We start from the raw sequence: 20790 nt of genomic DNA on the forward strand, positions 1-20790 counted from the left end.
CACTTAGAAATTAATTGTTTTACATAATTTAAAAGGTGAATATCTGCCGGATATTCACCTTTTTTTGTTATTTATAGCTGCTTACTGGTTTGCATGCTACTTTATATTATTTTTGCAACCCTTGCAGCTGTAAAGTCCCCTAACCAGGATGAGCAGCGAATAGCTCACAGCTAAAAATTAAACAAGATCACAGATGTTCGAATCATTATCAGAGCGGCTCGACTCGGCGTTTAAACAACTGAAAGGTGAAGGCCGTATCAGTGAAATCAATGTGGCCTCTACGGTGAAAGAAATTCGCCGTGCGCTGGTGGATGCTGACGTAAACTATAAAATTGCGAAAGACTTCACTGACCGTGTAAGAGAAAAGGCCCTGGGTGAAAAGGTAATTACAGCCATTTCTCCCGGACAGCTGATGGTGAAGATCGTTAAAGACGAGCTGACTGAACTGATGGGTGGCAGCGAAGCGGAACTGGATGTTAAGTCCAATCCGTCTATCATCCTGATTGCAGGTTTGCAGGGTTCCGGTAAAACCACCTTCTCCGGCAAACTGGCGAACTTCCTGAAAACTAAAAAAGGAAAGAAACCACTCCTGGTAGCAGCGGATATTTACCGTCCGGCGGCGATTGACCAGCTGAAAGTGCTGGGTGAGCAGATCGGAGTGGAAGTATATAGTGAGCCGGAGAACAAAGACGCGGTGAAAATTGCACAGAACGCAATCGCACACGCTAAACAGAACAATAACAATATTATTATCATAGATACCGCCGGTCGTCTCGCTGTAGATGAAGTGATGATGACTGAGGTAGCGAATGTGAAAGCAGCTGTAAAGCCGAATGAGATCCTCTTCGTGGTGGATTCCATGACTGGTCAGGATGCTGTGAATACAGCCAAAGCGTTTAACGAACGCCTCGACTTCAGCGGTGTGGTACTGACCAAACTGGACGGTGACACACGTGGTGGTGCGGCGCTGACGATCAAATACACGGTAGAAAAGCCGATCAAGTTCGTGAGCATGGGCGAAAAGCTCGACACGCTGGACGTATTCTATCCTGAACGTATGGCACAACGTATCCTGGGGATGGGTGATATCACTACCCTCGTGGAACGTGCACAGGCGCAGTTCGATGAAGAACAGGCGAAAAAACTGGAGAAGAAGATCCGTCAGAACCAGTTTGATTTCGAAGACTTCCGCGAGCAGCTGCAGCAGATCAAGAAAATGGGTAACCTGAAAGACCTCATGGCGATGATTCCGGGGGTAGGTAAGGCCATTAAGGATATAGACATCAGCGACGACGCATTTAAAGGCATTGAAGCAATGATCGGTTCTATGACGCCATATGAGCGTAACAACCCGGATAGTATTGATGGTAGTCGTCGTAAGCGTATTGCTAAGGGCTCCGGTAAAGATATCCAGGATGTGAACCAGTTCATGAAGCAATTTGACCAGATGCGTCAGATGATGAAGATGATGAACAAATTCGGAGCAGGTGGTAAAGGCTTAAGAGCTTTAGGCAGGTAGTTTCAAAAAAAAATCCACAACCTGTGGATTTTTAACATAAAATATTTTGAACTATTCGTTTTAAAGAATACCTTTGCTGCCCCAATAAATACTTTTTCATAACTCGCAAAAAAATAACTCGAATTATTTATGCCAGTAAAAATCAGACTGCAACGTCATGGCGCTAAGAAGAGACCTTTTTATTTTATAGTAGTAGCCGATGCTCGCGCGCCAAGAGATGGTAAATTTATCCAGAAAATCGGTACTTACAATCCACTGACTGTGCCTGCTTCTATCAACATCGATACAGACAAAGCACTGCGTTGGTTACAGAAAGGTGCTCAGCCTACAGATACAGTAAGAAGAATCCTGTCTTTCAAAGGTGTTCTCTACCTGAAACACTTACTGAGAGGTGTGAAACTGGGTCTGTTCGATGAGCCTACAGCTTTCACCAAATTCGAACAATGGCAGGCTGAACACGAGCAGAAAGTTGCTGCACGTCGTGACAGTCACAAGAAAGCAAGAGTTGCCGCTCCAATCGTGAGAAGAGTAGAAGATACTCCAGCTCAGCCAGAAGGTGGCGAAGCATAATCTAGCTTTTGAATAAATATTGAAAGGGAAATATTTGTACGCAAATATTTCCCTTTTTCTTAGCCGGAAGGGCATCGTATTATGAATAATTACTTCAGCATAGGAAAACTGGTATCCGTATTTGGTTTACAGGGGGAATTCATTCTCAAGCATAGTCTGGGAAAAAGAACAGCCCTGCAGGGAGTGGATGCTATCTTCCTGGAAGAGCGTAAGAACAGTTTTATCCCTTATTTCATACAGAAATCCAGCGTGAAAGACCATGAACACATGTTCGTCAAGCTGGAAGGGGTAGATACCAAAGAAGACGCCCGCAGACTAGTACAAACGCCTGTATACCTGCTGGAGGATGATTTCAAAAAACAGACGTCCGCATCAGCCCCGCTTTCCATGTTGGGCTTTATGGTGAAAGACAAGCAGCAGGGAGAACTGGGTGTTATCGAAGAAGTAATTGAAATGCCCATGCAGGTGCTGGTTAAAGTAATGTACAGGGAAAAAGAGGCTCTGTTGCCACTCAATGAGCAATCGCTCATAAAAGTGGATAAAAAGCAGCAGATCGTTCACGTCGACCTTCCTGATGGCTTACTGGACCTTTACCTGGAGTAGCAGGACATTTATTATTTACCGGGACCTGTACTGACAGGTTGGATGGAGCATTAAATATGAGAATAGATATCATTACCGTACAACCGGGATTACTGGAAGGGCCTTTTTCACATTCTATACTGAAAAGAGCCCAGACAAAAGAATTACTGGAAGTACATACTCACAATCTGCGGGATTATTCCAATCTGAAGCATAAACAGGTAGATGACTACCAGTTTGGCGGAGGAGCAGGTATGGTGATGATGCTGGAACCCATCGTAAATGCCATCGAGACCTTACAGGCAAAAGTCCAGTATGACGAAATCATCTATCTGACGCCTGACGGGGAAACCCTGAATCAGAAGATGGCTAACCAGCTGTCACTGAAAGGGAACCTCCTGATGCTCTGCGGTCACTATAAGGGTATTGATGAACGTATCCGTACGCACTTCGTGACAAAGGAGATCTCTATCGGAGATTATGTCCTGTCAGGTGGGGAACTGGCAGCCGCTGTGCTGGTAGATGCGATCGGCCGACTCATACCCGGCGTACTGAATGATGAAACGTCCGCATTGCTGGACTCCTTTCAGGATAATCTGCTCGCGCCGCCTGTATATACCCGCCCGGAAGAATTCAGGGGCTGGAAAGTACCGGATGTGCTCATGAGCGGTGATCACAAGAAGATCGATAACTGGAGACATGACCAGGCGCTGGAGCGCACAAAGGCACGTCGTCCGGATCTGTTATAAATTTTGGCTGATTATCAGCCGTTTGGGAAATTATTATTTAATAACGGAGTTCTTATTTGGAAGTTGTGTATTTCTAAACTACCTTTGCACTCCGATAAATATTTGAAAGATGAACGCTATTTCTTTTGTTCACGAGCAACTGTCAGGTAAGAAATCATACCCGAAGTTTAAAGCCGGTGATAACGTCACTGTAAACTATAAAATTGTTGAAGGTAGCAAGGAAAGAATCCAGTCCTTCAAAGGTGATGTATTGAAAATCCAGGGTACTGGTGCTACTGTTACTTTTACAGTAAGAAAGATTTCTGATGGAGTAGGTGTAGAAAGGATTTTCCCTTTGCTGTCTCCACACATCGACGGAATCGTGCTGAATAAGGTTGGTAAAGTTAGAAGGGCTAGACTGTTCTACCTGCGCGAACGTGCTGGTAAAGCTGCCCGTATCAAAGAGAAAAGGGTTTAGTATAAATACAGGGAAATTAGTGATAACGGGGACCGTTTGGCTCCCCGTTTTTTTCATGTCTATAGGGACCGGACGCGGCAATGAGCAATGCTCTTAAAATAGTATTAAAACTTTGCCGGCCAATCCACCCAACGAGAATTCCCGAATATATTTACCTATCTTTGTTTGCTTAACGTTTAAAACTGAGAAAATGACTGCCGCTTTTAAATCACCGTTTTTATTATTTCAGGAATTAGGTATGACAGAATTACTCTTGATCGCTCTGGTTGTATTACTGCTGTTTGGTGGTAAGAAAATCCCTGAACTGATGCGTGGCCTGGGTAAAGGTATCCGTGAGTTCAACGATGCGAAAAACAATGTGCGTAAAGAGATCGAAGATGGTATGAAAGATCAGCCGGCTACGACTGACCACAAGAATGCCTAATTAGTTCCTGCTAAAGGAATCAGGTTTTTCGTTTTATTTGATTCAGACGTGAATAAGGGAGTAGTATGCCTGTGAAGGGAGATGCAGTAACCACTGTATGAAATTGCTATATACCATATGCCAGCTGAAAACCTTTTCAGTAGCAGTTTTTCAAGTTTGACTTTATATTATTTTTTAAGCAATTAACTGGTTTGGCTTTGTCTGAATACAGCAGTATATCGGCTTTTCATGAAGCATTATACGCCGGCAGAACAACCTGTACGGAGATGGTACGGTATTACCTTGACCGTATCGGGCAGACAAAACACCTGAATGCTTACCTGGAAGTTTTTGAAGAGGAAGCCCTTGCGAAAGCGCATGCACTGGATACCCGTATAAAAAACGGGGAATCTGTGGGAGCGCTTGCAGGCATTGTGATAGGCATTAAGGATGTTATCTGTTATAAAGGACATAAAGTAAGCGCTGCTTCTCGCATACTGGAGGGATTCACATCCCTGTATTCTGCTACGGCAGTCGAAAGACTCCTGGCAGAAGACGCCATTATTATTGGTAATCTCAATTGTGACGAGTTTGCAATGGGATCCACAAATGAGAACTCCGCCTACGGTCCGGTGTTGAACGCACTGGACAATTCCCGGGTACCGGGAGGGTCCTCCGGAGGGTCAGCAGTAGCTGTGCAGGCAGATCTTTGTATGGTCAGCCTTGGTAGTGATACAGGTGGTTCTGTAAGACAACCTGCTGATTTCTGTGGTATTGTAGGATTAAAACCAACTTATGGCAGGATCTCCCGCTATGGGTTAATTGCATATGCCTCTTCGTTTGATCAGATTGGGATTTTTGGCAGGAATATTGCAGATGTGGCAAGGGTGCTGCAGTTTATTGCAGGGCCCGATGAGTATGATAGTACGGCTTCAAATGAGGAAGTACCTGATTACCAGATCGTACACAATAAATCCTGGAAAATAGCGTATTTAAGAGATGCGTTGTTTCACCCCGGCCTGGATGAAGAAATGAAGGAAGGCTACACCCGCTTTTTTGAGGAGTTGGAAGCTGCAGGTGATACTGTTACAGCAGCTGATTTCGCTTACCTTGATTATGTAGTGCCTGCATATTATGTGCTGACCACTGCAGAAGCTTCTTCAAACCTTTCACGGTTCGACGGAGTTAAATACGGACACAGAACTTCATTAAATAATCTTGAATTAGCTGACTTTTACAAGAAAAGTCGGTCCGAAGGTTTTGGAAAAGAAGTAAAACGGCGTATCTTACTTGGGACTTTTGTACTTAGTGCAGGTTATTATGATGCCTATTTTGCTAAAGCTCAACAAGTTAGACGAATGGTGGTGGATAAATTGAATGAAATTTTATCTGAATATGATGCCATCGTAATGCCAACTGTACCGTCGACAGCATTTAAAATTGGAGAAAAAACAAATGATCCGATAGCCATGTACCTGGCCGATATTTATACGGTACTGGCAAATCTGGCAGGGGTTCCGGCAATTTCCGTACCTTTGCAGCGGCATTCAAATGGGATGCCATACGGTGTACAGATCATCACAAAGCAATTTAGCGAAGCAAACCTGTTAAGCATTGCGGAACACGCCATGCAAATAAGGCAGGTTACTCCTGTTTAAAATAAATATGTGTATGAGGAAAATCTTTTTACTACTGCTGTTGCCATCGCTGGGTGCAGTGCAAATGAGAGCGATTGGTGGCAATAGTGTACCTAAAGAGATGGTTACTCCATATGGGGGACCGGATACTACGGTACTGAACCACAAAGTACGTCTGCCAAAGGACACAATTGTCGTGCCTTCCGCAACGTCACAGGCTGTGCGAAAAAATGCGCAAAGCCTTCCGTCCAGCATCAGCAGCCCGAAGGTCTATGAACAGATCAACAACAACATTGTAGCTGGATACATCAATAACTTTGCCAGCAGGTATAGCCAACACCTGCAGGTAATGGTGTCCAGAGGGCAACCTTACTTCGTAATGGTGGAGAAAATCTTCAGAGAACACGGGATTCCCGAGGAAATGAAGTATCTCGCCGTCATCGAATCCTCCTTTAATACCAACGCTCGTTCCCGCGTAGGTGCAGTAGGAGCCTGGCAGTTCATGTCAGGTACTGCGCGTATCTTCGGTCTCAGTGTGGGTAAAAAAGTGGACGAAAGAAAAGACTTCTATAAGTCTACAGTGGCTGCTGCCAAGTTCCTGAACGAACTGTACAATCAGTTCGGTGACTGGTTACTCGTAGTAGCTGCCTATAACTGCGGTCCTGGTGGCGTACAACGTGCCATGAACGCAAGTGGTCGCAGCGACTTCTGGGGTATGCAATACTTCCTGCCAGCTGAATCCCGCAACCACGTTTACAAATTCATCGCTACCGGTTACATCCTCGACAGATTTAACAACTTCTTCGGCGTAGGTAACGATATGAGCAACACAGTTGTTGCAGTTCCTGCTCCTACCGGCGCAGCTTATGCTACAACTGAGCTTTCAGAAGAAGAAATGTTCAACACAGTCGAATTCAATATCTCCGGCAAATACCGCCTAGATGCTATTGCCAGAAAGCTGAATATGGAACTTTCCGACCTGGAACACCTCAACCCTGATTTCTCTAAAATGATGTCAGGACCTGAAAATAGCTACGACCTGAGAATTCCGAAAGAGAAAATGAAGGAATTCCAGACAGAGAAAGAGGAAATACTGAAGGAATCATTACAGATGATGCTGGATGACAAAGCAACCGCCTTCGATAAATCCCGCTTCCCTGCTCCGGCAAAAGTAGCTGCTCCAGCTGAGGCGAAAGCAAAGAAACCACTGACCACTACTACAACAGCGAAAGCCTCAAAAACTTCAAAATCTTCTGCGAAAGCGAAAGCAACAGCAAAAGGAAAGGCGAAAGCGCCAACCGCGAAGAAAAAGACAGTTGCCAAGAAAACAACTGCTAAAAAACCGGTAACAGCGAAGAAGCCAACTTTGAAGAAAACAACGCTGCATTAATCATACTGAACTAATACAAGGGCCTGATCAATCGATCAGGCCTTTTGCTTTTATATGGGTTTGTGTTTGATAAGGAGGGATAAGATAAGCGTCAGGGGCTACCTTTGGCTATTGAATAGCAAGCTGTCGGATTCAATCTGAACCATTGCATATTGCCATAAAACAAAACGCTGCAAAGATCTTCTCCGCAGCGTTTTATTTATATAGAGCGCATTCTCAGCAGCCCAATTCTTAATTGTTACTCCTAATCCTAATTCCTAATTGAAATTAGCCGATCTGGCTGGCCTGTAACTTGCTCTCTTCCACTTTCTTCACTACATCCAGCAACGGACCCGTCATAAACGTCGTTGCCAGCGCCATTAGTACCAACATCGCAAACACTTCCGGTGACAGAATACCCAGGTCGTAACCGATATTCAATACGACCAGCTCCATCAATCCTCTGGTGTTCATCAGGGCGCCTATACCAAGAGAATCCATCCAGGACTGTCCCATCAATTTAGCTGTCAGCGCACTACCTCCCAGTTTACCTCCTACTGCTACCAGCATGATCAGACCAAACACCGCCCAAAGATTACCCTGGCCCAGTAAGCCGATCTGTGTACGCAGTCCGGTAAACACAAAGAAGATAGGCAGTAATAACAATACGCTCACATCTTCCAGTTTATCAGTCAGCAGTTTCTGTACTGATACTTCTGAAGGCATGATCACGCCCGCCAGAAAAGCACCAAACAAGGCATGTATGCCAATTACCTCTGCAGCCCATGCTGAAAATAGCAGCGTCATAAATGCGAGGGCAACAATGGATTTCTCTTTATGTTGCTCCTGGAAACGTGCGATTTTTTTGGCTAACCAGGGTTTTAGAATATATAACATGAATCCGACGAAAATCAGTGATAATACCAGCGTAAGCACAGCCGTCCATAATGTAACCGCTTTTACGATCGCAATAACAACCGCCAGTATGCACCATGCAGTAACATCATCTGCCGCAGCACAGGTAATAGCCAGCAGCCCCAGTGGAGTACTGCTCAGCTTTCTCTCCTGTACAATACGCGCTAAAACCGGGAATGCAGTGATGCTCATGGCAATACCCATAAACAGTGCAAAAGACAGGAAACTTACATTCGCAGGGGCAAATCTTGCATACATATAGTAAGCTAAGCTTACACCCAGAAAGAAAGGAAATACAATACTCGCATGACTGATCATCACCGCATCATGCGCCTTGTTCTTCATCTTCTCCGTATCCAGTTCCATACCTACTACAAACATGAAGAAAGCAAGACCTATCTGACTTAAAAACTGCAGATTTTTAAAACCTTCCGCAGGAAAAATAAACGTACTTCCTGAAGGCCATACCATCCCAAGCAGGGATGGTCCCAGGCAAATACCTGCTACAATCTCTCCTACTACTGAAGGTTGTCCGATCTTATTTGCCAGCCAGCCAAATAATCGGGCAGTGGCCAAAATCAGAATTATCTGTAACAGCAATAACGCTAAAGGATGATGTACATTCTGGACCATTGAATTCCAGACACTCTCCGCTGTAGAAGTGGGTGGAATTGTGTGTGCAGATGCGGAAGCAGCAGAGGCCATCTTATTCACAGGCGTACTGCCGTCGGTTGTAAGATGGCTGCCCTTATTGATAATAAACCAGATAAGACATCCGAAAAAGCCGATAATCAGTGGATAAAGCAACAGTCTCTTATTCATATAGTATCGGTTTAATTGGACGAAAGATAATAATAATACCCGGGGCCTCACATTAATGGGGTATTAAATTACATTGAAGATTGACCATATATGGCTTCAGCTTGGAGCAGGTTATGTATCTTGTCAGCATTATGGATACAAGGAGAGACTTTATCAAAAAAGCCGCATTGCTATCAGGCGGCGCAGGTCTGGCAGGTGTATTGCCAGCCTCTATTCAGAGAGCTATGGCCATCAATCCGGCTGCCGGTACAACCTTCCTTGATGCGGAACATGTCGTACTGCTGATGCAGGAAAATCGCTCGTTCGATCATAGTCTTGGTACACTGCGCGGTGTACGCGGATTCAATGATCCCCGTGCTATCAGACAGCCTGATAAAAATCTGGTGTGGCTGCAGTCCAATGCGAAAGGAGAAACGTATGCTCCTTTCCGCCTTGATATCAAAGATTCAAAGGTCACCTGGATGAGTTCTTTGCCACACTCATGGGAAAACCAGGTGGATGCCCGCAATAATGGTAAATACGATAAATGGCTGGATGTAAAACAGTCCGGTAATAAAGAATACGCCAACCTGCCACTCACCATGGGTTATTTCACCCGTGAGGACATTCCTTTCTATTACGCACTGGCTGACGCATTCACGGTATGCGACCAGAACTTCTGTTCTTCACTCACTGGTACAACGCCTAACAGACTCTATTTCTGGACAGGCACCATCCGTGAAAAACAAAGCCCTGATGCTGCTCCTAACGTACGTAACTCAGAAGTGGATTATGGCGTTCCTGCCAGCTGGACCACCTTCCCTGAGCGACTGGAAGAAAATGGTATCAGCTGGAAAGTATACCAGAATGAACTGAGCGTGGGTGTTGGTTTTACAGGGGAAGAAGATTCCTGGCTGGCTAACTTCACCGACAACCCACTGGAGTTCTTTGCGCAATACAGACCGGAATTTTCGCTTACGCACTATAAACACGTACAACGTAGCATAGAAAAACAGAAAGCGGCTATTACCGCCCTGGAAGACAAATTAAAGACACTTTCCGGTGCACAGGCTGACGCCGCTCAGAAAGAGCTGCAGGAGAAAAAGGAGTTGTTGCTCAAATTGCAGGAACGGGAAGAAAAATGGCGTCCTGAGAAATTTGAACTGCTGTCGGAACGTGAAAAGAACATCCACAGAAAAGCATTCACCACAAACGAAAAAGATCCGGATTACCATCAGCTGAGCACCCTACAGTATCACGACGGTACTACGGAGCGTACCATGCAGGTGCCAAAAGGCGATGTATTGTACCAGTTCCGCGAAGATGTAAAAAATGGTCAGTTGCCGACTGTTTCCTGGATCGTCTCTCCTGAAAACTTCTCCGATCATCCTGGCGCACCCTGGTATGGGGCCTGGTATGTAGCAGAAGTAATGGATATCCTGACACAAAACCCGGAAGTCTGGAAGAAGACCATCTTTATCCTGGCATATGATGAAAATGATGGCGATTTTGACCACGTACCACCATTCGTACCTCCACATGGTCCGGGTACCGGGCTTGTGTCCGAAGGCATCGATACCAGCGTGGAATATGTCACCCGCGAACAGGAGCTCCGTAAAAATGGTATGCAGGAAGAAGATGTAAGAGAAAGTCCTATCGGGCTGGGCTACCGTGTACCACTGATTGTCGCTTCTCCATGGAGCCGCGGTGGTATGGTCTGCTCTGAAGTGTTTGACCATACGTCTACCTTACAGTTCCTGGAGCGCTTCCTGCATCATAAGACAGGCAAAAATATCGTTGAAAGTAATATCACTGAATGGCGCCGTACCATCTGCGGAGACCTCAGTTCTGTCTTTACACCATATAACGGGGAGAAAATACCGTTCCCTTCTTTTGGTGACAAAGACACATTTATCGAAAGTATTCATAAAGCGCAGTTCAAAGAGGCGCCTTCCGGTTTCAAAAAACTGACGGCTGCGGAGATTGCTGCGATCAATCAAAACCCGGCAACCGCCCCTTACATGGCTAAACAGGAAGAAGGTCTCCGACCTGCCTGTGCATTGCCTTACGAAATGTATGTGGATGGTCAGCTGAGTAAAGGCGGTTTTGAAATATCTTTCAAAGCAGGCAACGAACTGGCAGGAAAAGCAGCCGCAGGTGTGCCTTTTAATGTATATGCACCGGGTAAATATCTGGCAGCTGATAATGCCACTTTTGAAACAGTCAGAACATGGGCCTATGCAGTAAAAGCAGGCGACAGACTGGCGGATCACTGGCCATTGCAATCATTTGAAAACGGTATATACCACCTGTGTGTCTACGGACCAAATGGGTTTTTCCGCGAATTTGCCGGCAATGATAAAGCGCCACGACTTGAAGTATGGTGCGACTACGAACGGAAAGGAAAGACCTTTACCGGCAACGTCTCCCTGCAGTTAAATAATCACCATACCCAGGCGCTGACGATTGAAATTATCGATCATGCGTATGGCAAATCCGTACAGAAAAAGACACTGGCTGCCAATAGTAAAACAGCCCTTGTACTGGATCTGCAAAAGAGCCATTCCTGGTACGATTTCAGCGTACGTATTACCGGACAAACATCCTTTGAAAGAAGATATGCCGGTCGTGTGGAAAATGGTAAAGCGGGCTTCAGTGATCCTGCGATGGGCCGAGTGAAAGGATAAGCATATATTTAGCACTGAAAATGTAAATACATCAGATATGGAATCAATAAAAGGAAAAAACGCCCTCGTAACAGGTGCCGGAAAAGGAATCGGGAAGGCAGTTGCCAAACAACTGGCCGCTGAAGGAGTGAACCTGGCATTGTTAGCGCGTACCGAGAAAGACCTGCAGGCAGTAGCGGAAGAACTGAAGGGCACAGGTGTGAAGGTAGTCTATGCTACCGCAGATGTTGCTGAAAGAAAAGAAGTAGAAGCTGCAATAGAAAAGATGACGGCTGAACTGGGTAGCATCGATATTCTGATCAATAACGCCGGTATCGGGAAGTTTGGAAAGTTCCTGGAACTGGAGCCGGAAGAGTGGGAGCAGGTCGTTAAAGTAAACCTTTTCGGCGCCTATTATGTTGTACGTACAGTACTGCCTGGTATGTTATCCCGTCAGACAGGCGATATCGTTAATATCTCATCTACAGCAGGTCAGAAAGGCGCTCCGGTAACCAGTGCTTACAGTGCTTCCAAATTCGGACTGATCGGTATGTCTGAGTCCCTAATGCAGGAAGTACGTAAGTCTAATATCAGGGTGACTACTTTAACGCCAAGCACCATTGCGACAGATATGGCTATAGACCTGAAACTGACAGATGGCAATCCGGAAAAAGTGATGCAGGCGGAAGATTTTGCCGAGCTGATCGTGATGCAGCTGAAGCTAAACAGACGTACCTTTGTAAAAGAAGCGGGATTATGGTCAACCAACCCGTGATTTAATCTTATCATATTGTTTAAGCAGAAAGGCCGCTCAATACATTGAGCGGCCTTTCTCTTATAACTGCTTTCGTTTATTACAGGGCTTGCAATAACTGTATCTGGTACGCTACTGCCTGTGATTTCATTTTCCTTAATATCAACGGCCATTGCAGCGTCAGGAACGGCTGAAAAAGACCGGAGATCTCGTTCATGAAATAGATATCCGCATCAGCGATATCTTTTGGATGATTGCCGGACAGAACCCTTGAAAACATGGCCAGCAGACCATTCGTCGCTTTATCGCTGCTGGCTGCTGTGAACCATACTTTTTCCTTGATATAGACAGCACGGACCCAAATATCGGAGATCCAGCCCTGTACCTGGTAGTGTTCATGTTTATACTTGTCTTCCATCAAAGGCAATGATTTTGCAATATTATCTATGTATTGCTGGCGGCTTTCTTCATCTTCGAGGTGCATTACATCCTCAATCAGTTTATCCTGTACTTCATTTATTGACATAGACGCTCTTTTAAAGGTGACAATATGAATTTACGCAGATCTGCTGGTTGATGGTGAATCAAAAGCGGAAATTCTTTTTTAATTTTTAGGAGCTACAGTTCCTTCATTAAATACGCTGGCATTAATCAATCACTGTTTTATTACGCGCTACATGAATTTAGGTAGCATTATGATTTTCCCTCCCTGTCAATAAATTCATTTTGCCGCCTTCCTATCAGTAACAATTACCTGTTTTGCGCGAACAACTCATGTCCTGACATCGTCAGTAAAAAGTAGCAACGCATATACAATTCTCATCCTGCGGTTCATTAGTGCCTCGTCAGCTGTCCTTGAATATTGGATCTCTTTAATGCTGATATTGTGATATCATCTCCCAATCTATGGTAGTTGAGGCTCATCTATGGGAATAGACGTCTGACCCGGATTAATACTTCCCTCAAACTCATTACTGTAGATAATGACAGCCGGTTCTATTTTATCTGGTCTTGGGAAATAGTACATCGCATATCGCATTCTCGTCTTGAATACACCTTCATACACCGGACAATGCAGCTCCCAGTACCTTTGTGCAGATAGGGAAACCCGCCGCGAAAAATTCGATGAAAATAGATGGTCACTACGGGGGGGAATTTCCAGGTTTCTCCATTCATTATTGCCAGTCAGTGCTTCCAGCCAGATATGAAGACGGCCGTGTGTCGTTAACAATGTGGCCGCTTTCTGTCCTGCATTGACCACAAACACCTTATATCCGTTATATCTGTCCTCGACTACAGTCCTGGCTGCCGGAACAGCTACAATACGCAATGTATCTGTAGGAAACAGTGTATCAAAAGGAGAGACAGCATTCGGATAATTTTTCCACTCGTTCTGCCTTATCTCAGAAGACGTTCCTTCTTGAATCAAATAACTAATATCCCCCAGGTAATCTATGTTTTTGTTATATAGCGTCATATGTGGTTCATTCCGTGTGAGATGACCCAATGAATCCATATAGAAGTAAACGAATGGTGGAATTTTTACTATCAGTCTTTCGGATGTATGGATCGCTTCCAGCTCTTTTGCCTCATCAGATACTTTACAACCGCTTTTGTCAATATAAAAGACCTTGTCATTTTCATATACTCTCGCCAGTCCGTCATGAAATGGTAATGCCTGTTCAAAACGAGGTTGTATTACATAATGTCCGCTGGTATCGATATAGCCATAAAACCCGGCTTCTCTCACCGGAGCAAGACCTTCCTTAAAGGGATACGCCGCGAAAAATCGCGGCGTAATCACTATTGTTTTCTCTTTATTGACATATCCGAATTTTCCCCGGTCGCTGATCAGGTACAGGGAATCACTTTGTGCATACAGGTCACTTACTCCAATCGTCAGCAACAACGTTACTATACTCACTATCCTCATTCTTCCAGTTTTTTCGCGATCTTATTGATCAGTTTCAGTTTATCAACGATCACCAGCAACACGAACGCACCACACACGATGCCTACAGCTGCAAATACCAGGTAAGTAAAGTAATGTATCGTCCATTCCAGCGCTACTCTCACCCTATGTATAAAACTGATAGGTTTCTTTTCGGTCGCACCCTCATACAGTGATACACGTACCGTACAGAACTCATTCTCCGTATCAAAATTTCCCAGTTCAACACCCAGGTCCTGCAACTTCCCTTCTGTCTCCAGGATTTTATCATGCAGGGCCACCAGGTCTGTAATAGGGCCGGGTTTTGATTTTAATTCATTCAGTGATTCCAGTGTTTTCAATAGAGAGGCTTTCTGTGCATTCAGCTGACGATATTCATTGGTTTTATCCACTTTGGTGATCTCGGTAGATCTGATCACGCCTATTTTCTGGATGGCCAGGTAGAAGGAATCAAACACTTCCGGATTAACACCAATCATCAGGTGGAGCTCGCGACCGCCTTTCAGTCCTAAAGCCTGTTCGTACTGTACGATTGCTTTGAAGGACTCCGTTTGCTGGGAGATTTGTCTGGCATCGTCCTCAAAATGAGACGACTTTGTACGGATGGACGCCGTTTTTTCATACTTCTGGCTGGGAGTAGCGGCAACGGGGGCCGACATGTCCGGTTGAGACATAGAATTGCTACTCTTGTACTGCACCTTTTCGGATGCATAGTTTTTTCTCAGATTGCTGATATTCTCAAAGAAGTCAACGCTATAGTCATTGGTCTGCCGGGTGTCAGTAGCTACATATCCATAAATAAGTCTGAAAACAAACAGTACAGCAAAAATCAGGGTCGCCCAACGCACCAGTCCCCAGATGCGGGCTTTAAAACTTTTTGTCATATAGGGTATAAATTGAGGACGTAATTTAGGGAATTGTTCGCAGCTACCGGTGCACATCTCATTGCCACAATGGTGAAGTTGCTGTATGAAAGATGATCAGGCTTTCTCTACTTCCAGCTCAAATCCTTTATTCAGGATCAGTTTACCTTCCGTATCACCTGCAGCACCTGGCAGTTTCCAGCCTTTGATCTTACCGGTCTTTCCTTTAGCCAGCAGATCGGCAATCTGTTTGTCAGTGAGTTTCTTGCCAAAGACTTCAAATGGCACTTTAAAGCCGCATACGTTGAAGTTTGCACAGCCATAAGCGGTATTCCCTTTCTTCAGTGGGTGTGCCTTGCATTTCGGGCATTGTTGCTCCGCAATAACGACGGCTTTCTTCGGCTCTTTCGGTTTAGCCTCTTTTTTGGGTTTCTCTTCTTTTTCCTTTTCTTTTTCTTCCGGTTGATCCGGCCGCACGGTGATCACTTTATAATTAGAGGTCTTTACTTCGATCGTCAGGTCAATTACCATCTGGATCAGCTCCTGTTTGAAGGTCTCCATGGCATATTCGCCTTTCTCTATCTGACGCAGTTTACCTTCCCAGATACCTGTCAGCTCAGGGCTTTTCAGCAGTTCTGTTTGAATGGTATCAATGAGATCGATACCCGTTTGTGTAGCGAAGATATTCTTCTTACGTTTCTCAATATATTTCCGGCGGAAGAGGGTTTCGATAATATTCGCACGGGTAGATGGACGTCCGATACCGTTATCTTTCAGTAACTCACGCATTTCTTCATCATCGACCTGTTTACCCGCTGTTTCCATGGCACGGAGTAAAGTGGCTTCTGTGAAGGCTTTCGGTGGCGTAGTCCTACCCTGGTGAATCCTGGGGGTATGTGGGCCACTCTCGCCAACCTCAAAAACCGGCAGGATCTTTTCCTCTTCTTCACCTTCTTTTTTAGGCGTCACATCATTGGCATATACTTCCTTCCAGCCTGGCTCCAGTATCTGCTTACCGGTTACTTTAAATTCCACCTGACCCACTTTACCCAATATGGTCGTATTGGATATTTTACACTCCGGATAGAAAGCTGCAATGAAACGTCTGGCTACGAGGTCATAAATACGTTTCTCTTCCATACCAAGATTGGACGGATAGATACCCGTAGGGATGATCGCATGGTGATCTGTCACCTTTTTATCATCGAAAACAGTCTTGAGCTTTGGAATCGGATTGGCCAGTATTGGTGCTGTCAATGCCGCATAAGGCGTCAGGTCCTGCATGATACCTGCAATTTTCGGATGCAGGTCTTCGGAGAGGTAAGTGGTATCTACCCTTGGGTAGGTCACCAGCTTCTTTTCATACAGGTTCTGGATATATTTCAGGGTATCGTCAGCAGAATAAGCGTATTTCTTATTGGCTTCCACCTGTAAGGCGGTGAGGTCAAACAGCTTGGGATTACCCTCTTTCCCTTCTTTTTTCTCAAAGGAAGTGACTTCGAATGGGTGCTCTTTCAGATAAGCCAGCCCTTTTTCTGCCCGGTCCAGTACCTTGATACGGTCAATGGTAGCGGTAAATTCCACTTCCCGGTATACTGTTTTCAACTCCCAGTATTCCTCGGAAACGAAGGCGTTGATCTCTTTCTGCCGGGCTACGATCATCGCCAGGGTAGGAGTCTGTACCCTCCCGATGGAGAGTACAGTCTTTCCCATGGCAAATTTCTTGGTGAACAGCCGGGTGGCATTCATGCCCAGTAACCAGTCGCCGATCGCCCTGGCACTACCCGCTGCATATAGGTTATTATATTGGTCTGCGTCTTTGAGTTTCTGAAATCCTTCGCGGATCGCCTGTTCTGTCAGTGAAGAGATCCACAGCCTTTTTACAGGCGCGGTGCATTGGGCTTTAAGCAATACCCATCGCTGGATAAGCTCCCCTTCCTGGCCGGCATCCCCGCAGTTGATCACTTCTTCACTATGCTGTACCAGTTGTTCGATGATCTTGAACTGCTTCTGAACGCCCGAGTTGTCTATGAGTTTAATGCCAAAACTGCTGGGGATCATGGGGAGATCTTCCAGTCGCCAGAACTTCCATTGTTCCGTATAATCATGCGGCTCTTTCAGCGTACAGAAATGCCCGAAGGTCCAGGTTACCTGGTATCCGTTGCCTTCGTAATATCCATCCTTACGTTCTTTAGCGCCAATGACTTCGGCAATGTCTCTGGCTACACTTGGTTTTTCAGCGATACAAACCTTCATAGTCAATTAAAACAGGGAAGCAAATGTCGTATAAATACCTAAGAAGCTACTTAACTTCTGACAGGTATTTATGCACAAAGCTGATCGCCATCGATCCTTCCCCGACTGCTGCCGCCACCCTGTTCATTGCCTGTGCGCGAACATCGCCTGCAGCAAAGATCCCGGGACAGCTGGTTTCCAGCAGGTAAGGATCACGGTCCTGTTTCCATATCCGCTTGAATGCCTCGCAGTTATGCAGATCGCCACCTGTTTTGATAAAGCCTTTTTCATCCTTGATGATATCCAGTGCGATCCAGTCGGTGAATGGTTTGGCCCCGATAAAGATGTACAGGGCATCCGCATGTACTTCCTGCTGCTCTTTGGTATCTATATTACAGAGAATCAATTGGCCCAGGCGGTCGCTGCCTTTTGCTTCGGCAATCTCCGTTTTCGGATGGAGGGTAATATTGGCTACGCCGGAGATCTGCTCTATCAGGTAAGCTGACATTGTACTGCTCAGGTCCTCCCGGCGGATAATGATATGTACGTTTTTGGCAAATTTGGAAAGGTACATCGCGGCTTGTCCGGCTGAGTTACCGCCACCTACAATGTAAACTTCCATGCCGGTACAGGCAGATGCCTCTGTCATGGCTGCGCCGTAATAAACGCCCGCGCCGGTGAAATCAGGTACGCCTTTGGTTTCCAGCTGACGGTAATCAACGCCGGTGGTGATGATCACCGCACGGGTATTGATCTCCGTGCCATCTTCCAGGATCACCTTTTTATAACCGTCTTTCTGTTTGATGTCTTTTACGGACTGTGGCGTAATAAACTCCGTACCCAGTCGTGTAGCCTGTGCAATAGCACGTCTGGTCAGTTCTGAACCGCTCAATCCACTCGGGAAGCCCAGGTAGTTCTCAATACGGGAACTGGTACCTGCCTGTCCACCGGGAGCTCGTCTTTCGATCAGCAGCGTTTTCAGACCTTCAGATGCGCCGTATACACCTGCTGCAAGTCCCGCAGGACCAGCACCTATAATCACCACATCGTATACATCCAGTTTCACCTGCGGATTCAGCCCTACTTTATGTGCAATATCTATGATAGATGGATTGGAAAGGAAAGTACCGTCTTCAAAGAATACCAGCGGTACATCTTTCTGACTGAGGTTATTCAGACTCATTAATTTGCCTGCTTCCTCCGAACTCTGTACATCCAGCCATTGATAGGGAATAAGGTTTCCAGCCAGGAAATCTTTCACAGAGTGAGACTTGGGCGAGAACTGATATCCCACTACCTTGATACCCCTGAAATCCGGTCTGTAGACGCTCTGCCAGTTGCCCAGCAGATCATCCAGTACAGGATATAACCGCTCTTCCGGTGGACTCCATGGTTTTACCAGGTAATAATCCAGCTGTACAGAGTTGATCGCTTTAATCGCTGCATCCGTATCAGAGTAAGCCGTGAGTAACACCCGGCGCGCATCCGGATAATACTCCATGGCCCTTTCCAGGAAATCCACGCCTTCCATTTCAGGCATACGCTGATCCGAAATGAACATGGCCACAATTTCCCCTTTATTTCTGAGTTCCAGTAAAGACTCCAGTGCTTCACTGATAACGGTTGTGCTGATGATTCTGTACTGCTCACGGTACTGACTTTTAAGGTCTCTTACAAGTGCACGTAATACCTGTGGATCATCGTCAATACAGAGAATATATGGTAAGTTCTGATTCATATTAATACTATTAATCGTCTTCTCATTCAATGCTACAAAAATTCTGCAACTCCCTTTCCCACAAAACGTCCTCACAAATCCCGACTATAATCCGCCCCACAATCTCCGCTGCATTCAAATTCTTAATTCTTAATTGAAACCTATCCAAGGATCGGCAGCGACACGATAAATTTCGTCTCCCCCGGCTTAGATTCCGCCTTCAGATAACCCTTGTGCTGCCGTACGATCTGAGACACAATATCCAGGCCCAGACCAGTACCCTTGCCTGGTTCTTTTGTCGTAAAGAAAGGGTCAAAAACACGCTCCAGGACATGCTCAGGAATACCCGGTCCATCATCTGTAATAATGACTTTCAGGCAGTCCTTGTCCCGCTCTGTTTTGATAAATAGTTTCCCCTTTTTATTCACTTCCATCGCGTCAAGTGCGTTGTCGATGATATTGGTCCACACCTGGTTCAGTTCTCCGATCAGCGCGCGCAGTGGTGGCAGATTGGTATCATAATCTTCTACCAGCTCAATATTCCCCTTACGGATCTTGTATTGCAGGATAGAGATGGTGGTACGGATACCATCGTGAATATTGGTCAGCTGTTTATCGTAACCCTGGTCCATGTGGGTAAACGACTTCACAGAACCCACCAGGTCAGCGATGCGTTTGGACGCTTCTTCAATGTCGGAAACGATCTTTTCAGTGATCAGGTTATTATTGATCCAGTTGAATATCGGGGAGACATCCTTTTCAACCAGTCGCTGTCTGAACTGATCGAGATCTTCTAATGTAAAGCCAAACTCTACAAAGTTCTCCGCCAGTTCCGCGCTGTTTTCCACATTGAGATCATCCAGCCAGTCCGTCAATTCATCTTCCAGTTGCGAACGTTGTACAAGTGTCAGCTGCGACTTATGCGTATTATGTTGTGAAAGTATTTCAAACATTTTTTCTTTCACCAGCTTGATGGACGCTTCATCCATGCGTATTTCCATGATCTTTTTAAAGAACTCCGGCTGTAACTGCAGGTGTTTTTTCATTGAATGGGCGCCACGTACAACGGCTGCCGCAGGGTTATTCAGCTCGTGTGCCAGTCCGGCGGAAAGCTTACCCAATGCCATCATTTTTTCGCTCTGGCGGATGAAGGAAGTATAATCACGCACCCGGTTGGTCATGATATGTACGAGTGCCTGTGTCAGTTCAAAATGAAGCTTGATCATAGGTTCTATCTTGTCCATGGGCAGGGTGTATAAAACGACATCGTCTATTGCTTCACCGGCTACGGACGAGGTCATGCCACGGGAGAAGGGCAGATAGCCCAGGATACGTCCGGGTTCTGCGATCATCAGTTCCCGCAGTTCGTTATTCTGCATCTGGCATATTTTAATTCTGCCAGATAACAGCACATGTGTGCCGATCATTGCATCGCCTACATTAAAAGCATACGAGCCTGCCGGTAATTCTCTGCGTTCGGAGTTATCAATGAACCATTGCAGCTGATTATCGGGCACGCCTGTAAGCGATTCAATGGAGCGCATCCACTCAACGGTAATATTAGTCATGGAAGGATGATTATTGGGCAGAAAGGTACTTATA

General features: G+C 45.6%; 17 protein-coding genes. 10 read left to right on the forward strand and 7 right to left on the reverse strand.

What is annotated here, in order from left to right; translation table 11 throughout:
• Nucleotides 1-193 precede the first annotated feature (193 nt).
• From ffh to CPIN_RS06615, 8 genes are all read left to right on the forward strand, one after another.
• On the forward strand, nucleotides 194-1519 hold the full coding sequence (ffh, locus tag CPIN_RS06580; RefSeq protein ID WP_012789001.1) for a signal recognition particle protein: 1326 nt from the start codon (nucleotides 194-196) through the stop codon (nucleotides 1517-1519).
• Between the two features lie 129 nt (nucleotides 1520-1648).
• A complete protein-coding gene (gene rpsP, locus CPIN_RS39800; RefSeq protein WP_012789002.1) occupies nucleotides 1649-2089 on the forward strand; it encodes a 30S ribosomal protein S16 in 441 nt (146 codons plus the stop codon).
• 81 nt (nucleotides 2090-2170) lie between these two features.
• Nucleotides 2171-2692, forward strand: coding sequence for a ribosome maturation factor RimM (gene rimM, locus CPIN_RS06590; RefSeq protein WP_012789003.1), 522 nt, complete (start codon nucleotides 2171-2173; stop codon nucleotides 2690-2692).
• A 56-nt stretch (nucleotides 2693-2748) separates the two neighbouring features.
• Nucleotides 2749-3420: a tRNA (guanosine(37)-N1)-methyltransferase TrmD gene (gene trmD / locus CPIN_RS06595; RefSeq protein WP_012789004.1), complete on the forward strand. Its 672-nt coding sequence runs from the start codon at nucleotides 2749-2751 to the stop codon at nucleotides 3418-3420.
• Between the two features lie 109 nt (nucleotides 3421-3529).
• A complete protein-coding gene (gene rplS, locus CPIN_RS06600) occupies nucleotides 3530-3877 on the forward strand; it encodes a 50S ribosomal protein L19 (protein ID WP_012789005.1) in 348 nt (115 codons plus the stop codon).
• A gap of 238 nt (nucleotides 3878-4115) precedes the next feature.
• Entirely contained in the window at nucleotides 4116-4301 is a 186-nt protein-coding gene (locus tag CPIN_RS06605; protein WP_044220993.1) for a Sec-independent protein translocase subunit TatA/TatB, read from the forward strand.
• Between the two features lie 197 nt (nucleotides 4302-4498).
• Nucleotides 4499-5938 carry an Asp-tRNA(Asn)/Glu-tRNA(Gln) amidotransferase subunit GatA gene (gene gatA / locus CPIN_RS06610; RefSeq protein WP_012789007.1) on the forward strand — a complete coding sequence of 480 codons (1440 nt, stop codon included), beginning with the start codon at nucleotides 4499-4501 and terminating at the stop codon, nucleotides 5936-5938.
• Nucleotides 5939-5951: 13 nt separating this feature from the next.
• The gene (locus CPIN_RS06615) at nucleotides 5952-7307 is read left to right on the forward strand and encodes a lytic transglycosylase domain-containing protein (RefSeq protein WP_012789008.1); all 1356 of its coding nucleotides are present in this window, start codon (nucleotides 5952-5954) and stop codon (nucleotides 7305-7307) included.
• A gap of 267 nt (nucleotides 7308-7574) precedes the next feature.
• Here CPIN_RS06615 and CPIN_RS06620 read toward each other — a convergent pair whose 3' ends face one another.
• On the reverse strand, nucleotides 7575-9023 hold the full coding sequence (locus tag CPIN_RS06620) for a cation:proton antiporter (protein WP_012789009.1): 1449 nt from the start codon (nucleotides 9021-9023) through the stop codon (nucleotides 7575-7577).
• Between the two features lie 131 nt (nucleotides 9024-9154).
• On the opposite strand from CPIN_RS06620, the gene CPIN_RS06625 reads away from it, so the two are divergent.
• Together CPIN_RS06625 and CPIN_RS06630 are read left to right on the forward strand one after the other, a co-directional pair.
• Entirely contained in the window at nucleotides 9155-11689 is a 2535-nt protein-coding gene (locus CPIN_RS06625; protein ID WP_012789010.1) for a phosphocholine-specific phospholipase C, read from the forward strand.
• A gap of 37 nt (nucleotides 11690-11726) precedes the next feature.
• Nucleotides 11727-12443, forward strand: coding sequence for a 3-ketoacyl-ACP reductase (locus tag CPIN_RS06630; protein ID WP_012789011.1), 717 nt, complete (start codon nucleotides 11727-11729; stop codon nucleotides 12441-12443).
• A gap of 79 nt (nucleotides 12444-12522) precedes the next feature.
• Here CPIN_RS06630 and CPIN_RS06635 read toward each other — a convergent pair whose 3' ends face one another.
• From CPIN_RS06635 to CPIN_RS06660, 6 genes are all read right to left on the reverse strand, one after another.
• Nucleotides 12523-12948, reverse strand: a complete 426-nt coding sequence (locus CPIN_RS06635) for a SufE family protein (RefSeq protein ID WP_012789012.1) — start codon at nucleotides 12946-12948, stop codon at nucleotides 12523-12525.
• Between the two features lie 378 nt (nucleotides 12949-13326).
• Entirely contained in the window at nucleotides 13327-14355 is a 1029-nt protein-coding gene (locus CPIN_RS36415; protein ID WP_012789013.1) for a WG repeat-containing protein, read from the reverse strand.
• Complete coding sequence (locus CPIN_RS06645) at nucleotides 14352-15257, reverse strand: DUF4349 domain-containing protein (protein WP_044218020.1); 906 nt, start codon at nucleotides 15255-15257, stop codon at nucleotides 14352-14354. The genes CPIN_RS36415 and CPIN_RS06645 overlap by 4 nt, the downstream gene beginning before the upstream one ends.
• Before the next feature lie 96 nt (nucleotides 15258-15353).
• Nucleotides 15354-17492: a type IA DNA topoisomerase gene (locus tag CPIN_RS06650; protein WP_012789015.1), complete on the reverse strand. Its 2139-nt coding sequence runs from the start codon at nucleotides 17490-17492 to the stop codon at nucleotides 15354-15356.
• A 46-nt stretch (nucleotides 17493-17538) separates the two neighbouring features.
• A complete protein-coding gene (locus CPIN_RS06655) occupies nucleotides 17539-19209 on the reverse strand; it encodes an FAD-dependent oxidoreductase (protein ID WP_012789016.1) in 1671 nt (556 codons plus the stop codon).
• A gap of 140 nt (nucleotides 19210-19349) precedes the next feature.
• Entirely contained in the window at nucleotides 19350-20756 is a 1407-nt protein-coding gene (locus CPIN_RS06660; protein ID WP_012789017.1) for an ATP-binding protein, read from the reverse strand.
• Nucleotides 20757-20790 lie beyond the last annotated feature (34 nt).

The sequence above is a fragment of the Chitinophaga pinensis DSM 2588 genome, assembly GCF_000024005.1.
Taxonomy (GTDB): Bacteria; Bacteroidota; Bacteroidia; order Chitinophagales; family Chitinophagaceae; genus Chitinophaga; species Chitinophaga pinensis.